This window comes from Bartonella sp. TT67HLJMS (assembly GCF_042193375.1).
Taxonomy (GTDB): domain Bacteria; phylum Pseudomonadota; class Alphaproteobacteria; order Rhizobiales; family Rhizobiaceae; genus Bartonella; species Bartonella grahamii.
This window is the reverse complement of the sequence record NZ_JBHILP010000005.1, coordinates 154104-160675: the sequence shown is the minus strand read 5'-3', so window position 1 is coordinate 160675 and position 6572 is coordinate 154104. Positions and strand designations below refer to the sequence as shown.

The window sequence follows — 6572 nt, the reverse complement described above, 5'->3', positions numbered from 1 at the left end:
TGATTGCTGGCTGGACGAACCTCTGTTGGCGGATCAATGAGCCCTGTTGGACGAATAATTTGTTCTGCAAAAGTGCCGTGAGATTGTTCTATTTCCCAGCGTCCTGGTGTTGCAGAGACGGCAATAGTTTGTGGGCGCATGGCATCCCATTCTTCAAAGCGTAAAGGGCGATTGTCCATACAGGAAGGTAAGCGAAACCCATATTCTGCTAGGGTTGCTTTTCTTCGAAAGTCACCTCGGTACATGCCTCCAATTTGGGGAATGGTTACGTGACTTTCATCGATAAAAACAAGAGCATTGTTTGGAATGTATTCGAACAAGGTTGGTGGTGGTTCTCCAGGTTTTCGTCCTGTTAAATAGCGTGAATAATTTTCGATTCCAGAGCATGAGCCGGTGGTTTCCAACATTTCCAAATCAAAAATTGTACGTTGTTCTAAACGTTGTGCTTCTAAAAGACGTCCAGCTGCGTTCAACTCATCAAGGCGTTGAGCAAGTTCCATTTTGATCGATTTCATCGCTTGATTGAGTGTTGGGCGTGGTGTTACGTAGTGTGAGTTGGCATAAATTTTAATCGATTGAAGATCGCCTGTTTTTTGTCCCGTTAGAGGATCAAATTCCGTAATTGTTTCCACTTCATCGCCAAAGAGCGAAATACGCCAAGCACGATCTTCGAGGTGGGCAGGGAAAATTTCGATTGTATCCCCTCGAACACGAAAGGAACCACGAATGAAATTGATATCTTGTCGATAATACTGTTGAGAGACTAAATCAGCCAAGAGTTTTCGTTGATTGAGTTTATCACCTTTTTCTATTTTGAAGGTCATAGCAGTATAAGTTTCTACTGAACCAATCCCATAAATACACGATACAGACGCGACAATAATGACGTCATCACGTTCAAGGACAGCACGTGTTGCTGCATGGCGCATACGGTCGATTTGTTCATTAATTGAGGATTCTTTTTCAATATAGGTATCAGAGCGTGCAACGTAGGCTTCTGGCTGATAATAGTCATAATAGGAAACAAAATATTCGACGGCATTGTGGGGAAAAAAACTTTTAAACTCTCCGTAAAGCTGCGCTGCTAGAGTTTTATTTGGTGCTAAGATTAAAGCTGGACGCTGTGTTTCTTCAATGATTTTGGCCATTGTATAGGTTTTTCCTGAGCCGGTAACACCCAAAAGCACTTGTGTACGTTCATCTTTTTGAATTCCCTCAACCAGAGTTTTAATTGCTTGAGGTTGATCTCCTGCAGGTTCAAAGGGTGTTTCGAGTTGAAATGGAATGCCACCTTCAGATTTTTCAGGACGAACAGGGCGGTGAGGTGTCCATAACGCGCCATTCTTAAAAAGAGGATTGCCTGAGGAAATCAGAGCAGAAAGAGCCTCAACTGTTGCTGTAACACCATTTTTCATTGTTGTATCCTTTAATAGAAAAGTGCTGGTGATTTTAAAGAAAATACTAATTTTTACAATTTCATTACGACAACAGCAAAACGTTATTGAACAGATTTATTTTGGTTTATTGGAGCTTTCATTAGGATATTGATCAAGTTTTTTCTATGAGACGAATTCTTCGAAGTGTTTCTTTGGAGGGGGCATATTGTGGTTGTTCGTGGACACTATTGCATTTTTGCCATGATGATATTTAAAATGGCATAAGTTATTATGGCTGTTATGGAGAATAATCGGTACGTTTGGGCACTAAAGACATCGTGTATGTGTGATAAAGATCATTTCCATCTTTAAATGAAAGATAACGAGATGACACCCAACCTATTTGAGTGTTATATCGGATATGGCACCAATTGCCTTCACAGTTTTTAACAAAAACCAATTCTCCAGCAGAGATTAAGCCGCAAAGTGCATACTGAGTGCTAGGACCTGTTCTAAAATTAAGATTTCTCGTAACAAAAGCATCCGCAGCTTCAGATACCGTTGTGGCGAAAAAGAAAGAGCCAAACATAAAAAAAATGACGATTTTTTTCATTCTTCTGTAAAGAATTTCTTTAGAGATTTTCTATCCTTCTCTCTTTGTATCCCATATGATTTCTTTTGCTAGATTATGATAAAACAGAAAAAAATACAATTCTTTCTTCTTTAGGAGATTTTAAAGAGAAGAGTGAAGTTTAACGGTTTAAACACCAAAATGAGATGTTTTAATCACTATTTGTGCATGTTTTGTTTCCTTTATTTATTTTTGTATGGAAAATAGCGATACTGTACTATATAATGAAAAAGATCGTAGTTTTCGGATTCCAAAAGTAATTTTGGAAGCCGTTTTTTGTATTTTTATTAAACCTTCCGTGTAATAGAAAGGGACGGATTATGGAAAAAGTTCCGATGACTACAGCTGGTTTTGAGAGTCTTAAAGAAGAGTTGCGTTGGCGTCAACAACAGGAGCGTCCGCGAATTATTGAAGCAATTTCTGAGGCGCGTGCACATGGTGATTTATCAGAAAATGCTGAGTATCATGCAGCTAAAGAAGCGCAAAGCCATAATGAGGGGCGTATAAATGAGCTTGAAGATTATATCGCACGAGCAGAAGTTATAGATGTTACGCGTCTTTCAGGCGACAAAATAAAATTTGGAGCAACCATTAAACTCTTGGATGAGGATACTGAAGAAAAAAAAGTGTATCAGATCGTAGGAGATCAAGAAGCTGATGTAAAGGTTGGTAAAATCTCTATTTCTTCGCCTATTGCACGTGCACTCATTGGCAAGCAAGAAGGTGATGTGATTGAGGTGAATGCACCCGGTGGTGCGCATAATTACGAGATCATTAAGGTTCAGTACATCTAAATAACATATGGATTATTATGCGTGTATCTTTGGATGAAACTGAGATTATTGCGCCTCACTTTAAAAGGCGTTTATCGGGAGTAACATCTACGATTATTCAGCTTATTCCACTGCAACGCGAACAGGGGGTGCGTATATCCACTTTGGGGTTTGGTTTACCACAAACTTTGCCGGCTCTTGCCTTTAAGGACCTTTTCGGACTTTGGAAAAGTCCGAAAGGGAAGCCATTTCGTATTTGGCATGCACGACGCAATATTGAGATGCTTTTTGGGATCTTTTTGCGCGATATCTTGAAAATGAAGCTGAAACTTATCTTTACATCGGCTTCACAACGCCATCATAAGCCTTTTACCAAATGGTTGATTCGCTGTATGGATAGGGTTATCGCTACCAGTACACATACGGGCGCTTATCTGGAAGTGCCTCATAAGGTTATTATGCATGGGGTGGATGTGAGGCGTTTTACTCCACCACAGACTCTTGATGATTACTTTTCTTCGACAGGATTTCCAGGAAAATATGCGGTAGGGTGTTTTGGGCGTCTGCGTTACTCAAAGGGAACAGATTTATTTGTTGATGCCATGATAGCGTTATTGCCTGACTATCCTGAATGGACAGCACTTATTGCTGGTCGTACGACAGAGCAATATTATCATTTTGAAAAAGAATTACACCAAAAGATTGCTAAGGCTGGTCTGGATGATCGCATTATTTTTCTTGGTGAGATTCTGGATATCCCTTTGTGGTATCGTCGTTTATCGCTTTATGTTGCACCTTCTCGTACAGAAGGTTTCGGTTTAACACCATTAGAAGCAATGGCATCACAGGTTGCTGTTGTAACGAGTGATGCAGGAGCTTATAAAGAATTGGTGGTCGAGGGAACAGGAACAGTTGTAAAAGCAGGAGATAGAGCGGCTTTAACAGCAGCAATTGAACCTTATTTTTCTGATGTAGAAAAAACATTGGTCGCCGGAAAGAAAGCTTTAACCCATGTTCGTACACACTTTCCTTTGGAAAAGGAGACAACCGAGATTGAGCGTGTTTACAAAGAACTGTTTGCGGAAAAAACACTTTGATTATTATATCAAAAATCTTTTTGAGGAGTGATAAAAAGTGTTTTCCTTAAAGGTTTTTCATAGTCATCAAGAAAACAGCTCAATGATATAAATGTTATTTTACAAAATTTATATTGTCTTTGGTAGAACGCTATAAGAAGTTCTCAAAATTTTGGATAAAAGATTAAAAATGTATACGCTTGAGAGCAATATGTGCTTTATGATGAAGCATACTAGGAGAGAGGAAAATTATTTTTATTCAGTGATATTTTAGAATAAGAAAATAATGCTTTAACTCAAGTCTAGATATACGGTGTCGTACTGATATTGTTCGTTTTGGAAGACTTAAATAGATAGAAAAAACGTTTTCTTGTCTTTAAAAAGATATTTATGGTGTCTCCATGGGTAAAATAGTCGTACATATTTTCAATAAATTCATAATAAGATGGATCTAAGATCAATATATATATGATTTCTATAGATAATTTACCTTTTTAATTTGAATAAGAGCTATCCTCTTGCACATCACAATTGGAAGAAAGCATGTGGTGGATAAAAACTATTGAAGACAGGGTATAAAGAAATTTCTTATAAATTGTCTGAAATGCAGGCTGTTACGACATTAACAGAAAGAAAATAGTATGGTGGTACTAATTTATATCTTATTTTGTGGTACCGTCTTGCACCTTATTATTATTTAAGTAAAAATGATGGTGCCCATTTTATATCTTTCATGAGAGCTGTCGTGAAATGGGGGTGATGAGTATTGTGAGATGTTTTTTTACAAACAAGCTTGTGAATTCGTAATATAATAGCATTTTATTTTCTATAAGGATGTAACTCTATTAAAGAGAAAAAGCACTTTTATCAGCAAATATTCATATTTTTTGCATGAGAGATTATTCGTAAAAAAAAAAGGATGTTCTATGTGCCCACTTTATTTGATAAAGAAGATCAATAAAGTGAAGTTTTATATGTTCTGGATTTGAAGGCTCTTAGTATTTGATTACTCTTGTCGAATTATTTTTATATCAACATTTATATCGTTGATATGATGATTTGTATGAAATTTTCGGAAATCTTCAGTGGATTGAGTGAGGGGTGAATATTATGACTCATACTGTTCACACCTTTTTATGTTGTAAATTTTTTATCATGGTAGAATAAAATGCTTTATGCATTAGAATTGTTCACGCCAGAAAGCGGGAATAAAAAGGACGAATATTGTTATGATTTCAAGGCGTCCAGCTAACATTAGAAAACTTAAAATCCATAAAGCATTATCGTTGATTGTAGAGAAATTACCAGTGGGGCCAATAATATCTCCAAAGCCTGGACCAACATTTGAAAGTGCGGTTAAGACCCCTGTAAAGGCAGAGGTAAAGTCAAGACCGGTTGTAAGCAAAAGTGCAGTGCCGATAACAAGGCAAAACATATAAAGACAGACAAAAAACAAAACGGCTTGAGCAACATCGTTTGATATATTTGAGTGATCGTAGCGCGCCTTTACAACGACATTAGGAGAAAGAAGTTTTTCTATATTTGTTTGTGTAATACGCCAAAGAATAATGAGGCGATTGATTTTCATGCCACCAGAAGTAGAACCAGCACATCCGCCTGTAAAAGAAACAATGAAGAAAATTCCAAGCGCAAATGGTCCCCAAAGTTGATAATCTTCAGCGCTGTAACCTGTGGTGCTAATAATGGATGAAAGGTGAAAAATGACATCAAGGAAAATTAAGTGGAACGAGCGATGATCATAAAACCGTAGCCATGCCGCTAAAGCAAAGCTGAAAAGGAGAACGATATGGAGAAAAACAATCACTTGTGGGTCAAGGAAGCGTTTGGAGTGTCCAGGAAGGACTAATTTGACATAAAGTACGAAGGGCAAAGCAGAAAGCAACATGAAGATTGTTGAAATAATTAAGATGGCTGGTTTATCTAAAAAATAACCAAAAGAAGCATCATGCGTTGAAAAACCAGCTGTTGCGACTGTACTCATTGCATGGTTAATGGCATCAAATAAATTCATGCCTGCAGCAAAATAAGAAAGCATACAAGCCAATGTGAGACCAACATAAGCGATGATAATTCCGTTAGCAATTTGGTTGATGCGAGGCAATATTTTTTCAGATTTATCAGATGATTCCATATGAAAAAGTCGTACGCCACCCACACGCAGTGAAGGCAAAAGTAAGAGGGCTAAACCGATAAAACCAATGCCCCCAATCCAGCATATAAGAGAACGCCATAACAAAATACTTCGCGATAAATTATCAAGATCAGAAAGGACTGTGGAACCTGTTGTTGTAATTCCAGAAACAGATTCAAAAATGGCTCCTGCTAGAGAAATGGGAAGAGGAGAAAGATAAAGAGGTAAGGCACCTACGATGCTTCCTGTTAGCCAAAGACAAACAGTGAGCATAAAGCCAAGCCGTGCTGAAAAACGACAAGTAGCTCCCTTAGTTGCTAAAAGAATCAGCGTTGCTAACATTGTGGTTATGGCACAAGAATAGAGAAAGGTTATCCAATTACGATTGTTGTCGTGCAGATCCACAAAAATTGGCAAAAGCATTGCTCCTGCCATGATTAACGCAAAACGTGCACAGACATTGATAATAAACTGAAAAATGACCGTTCCCTATCTTTGTATCTCTTTTTATTATGGTTTTGTGCTCATAAGAATTTACGTTTTTCTCTTTATAGGATAAAGATT

At 37.7% G+C, this 6572-nt stretch carries 5 protein-coding genes; 2 read left to right on the top strand and 3 right to left on the bottom strand.

Features of this window, described 5'->3' with window-relative positions; translation table 11 throughout:
* Together ACFIJQ_RS04610 and ACFIJQ_RS04605 are read right to left on the bottom strand one after the other, a co-directional pair.
* Positions 1-1415: DEAD/DEAH box helicase family protein (locus tag ACFIJQ_RS04610; RefSeq protein ID WP_375628746.1), on the bottom strand; the 1415-nt coding region annotated here is incomplete at its 3' end.
* Positions 1416-1674: 259 nt separating this feature from the next.
* The gene (locus ACFIJQ_RS04605; protein ID WP_273788409.1) at positions 1675-1989 is read right to left on the bottom strand and encodes an SH3 domain-containing protein; all 315 of its coding nucleotides are present in this window, start codon (positions 1987-1989) and stop codon (positions 1675-1677) included.
* A 338-nt stretch (positions 1990-2327) separates the two neighbouring features.
* Here ACFIJQ_RS04605 and greA point away from each other — a divergent pair, with 338 nt between their 5' ends.
* Positions 2328-2801, top strand: a complete 474-nt coding sequence (gene greA, locus ACFIJQ_RS04600) for a transcription elongation factor GreA (protein WP_012754902.1) — start codon at positions 2328-2330, stop codon at positions 2799-2801.
* Positions 2802-2818: 17 nt separating this feature from the next.
* Positions 2819-3877 (top strand): glycosyltransferase family 4 protein, encoded by a 1059-nt coding sequence (locus ACFIJQ_RS04595; protein ID WP_273788410.1) that lies wholly within the window; start codon positions 2819-2821, stop codon positions 3875-3877.
* A gap of 1159 nt (positions 3878-5036) precedes the next feature.
* Here ACFIJQ_RS04595 and ACFIJQ_RS04590 read toward each other — a convergent pair.
* Entirely contained in the window at positions 5037-6431 is a 1395-nt protein-coding gene (locus tag ACFIJQ_RS04590; RefSeq protein ID WP_375628755.1) for a TrkH family potassium uptake protein, read from the bottom strand.
* Between the last annotated feature and the right edge of the window lie 141 nt (positions 6432-6572).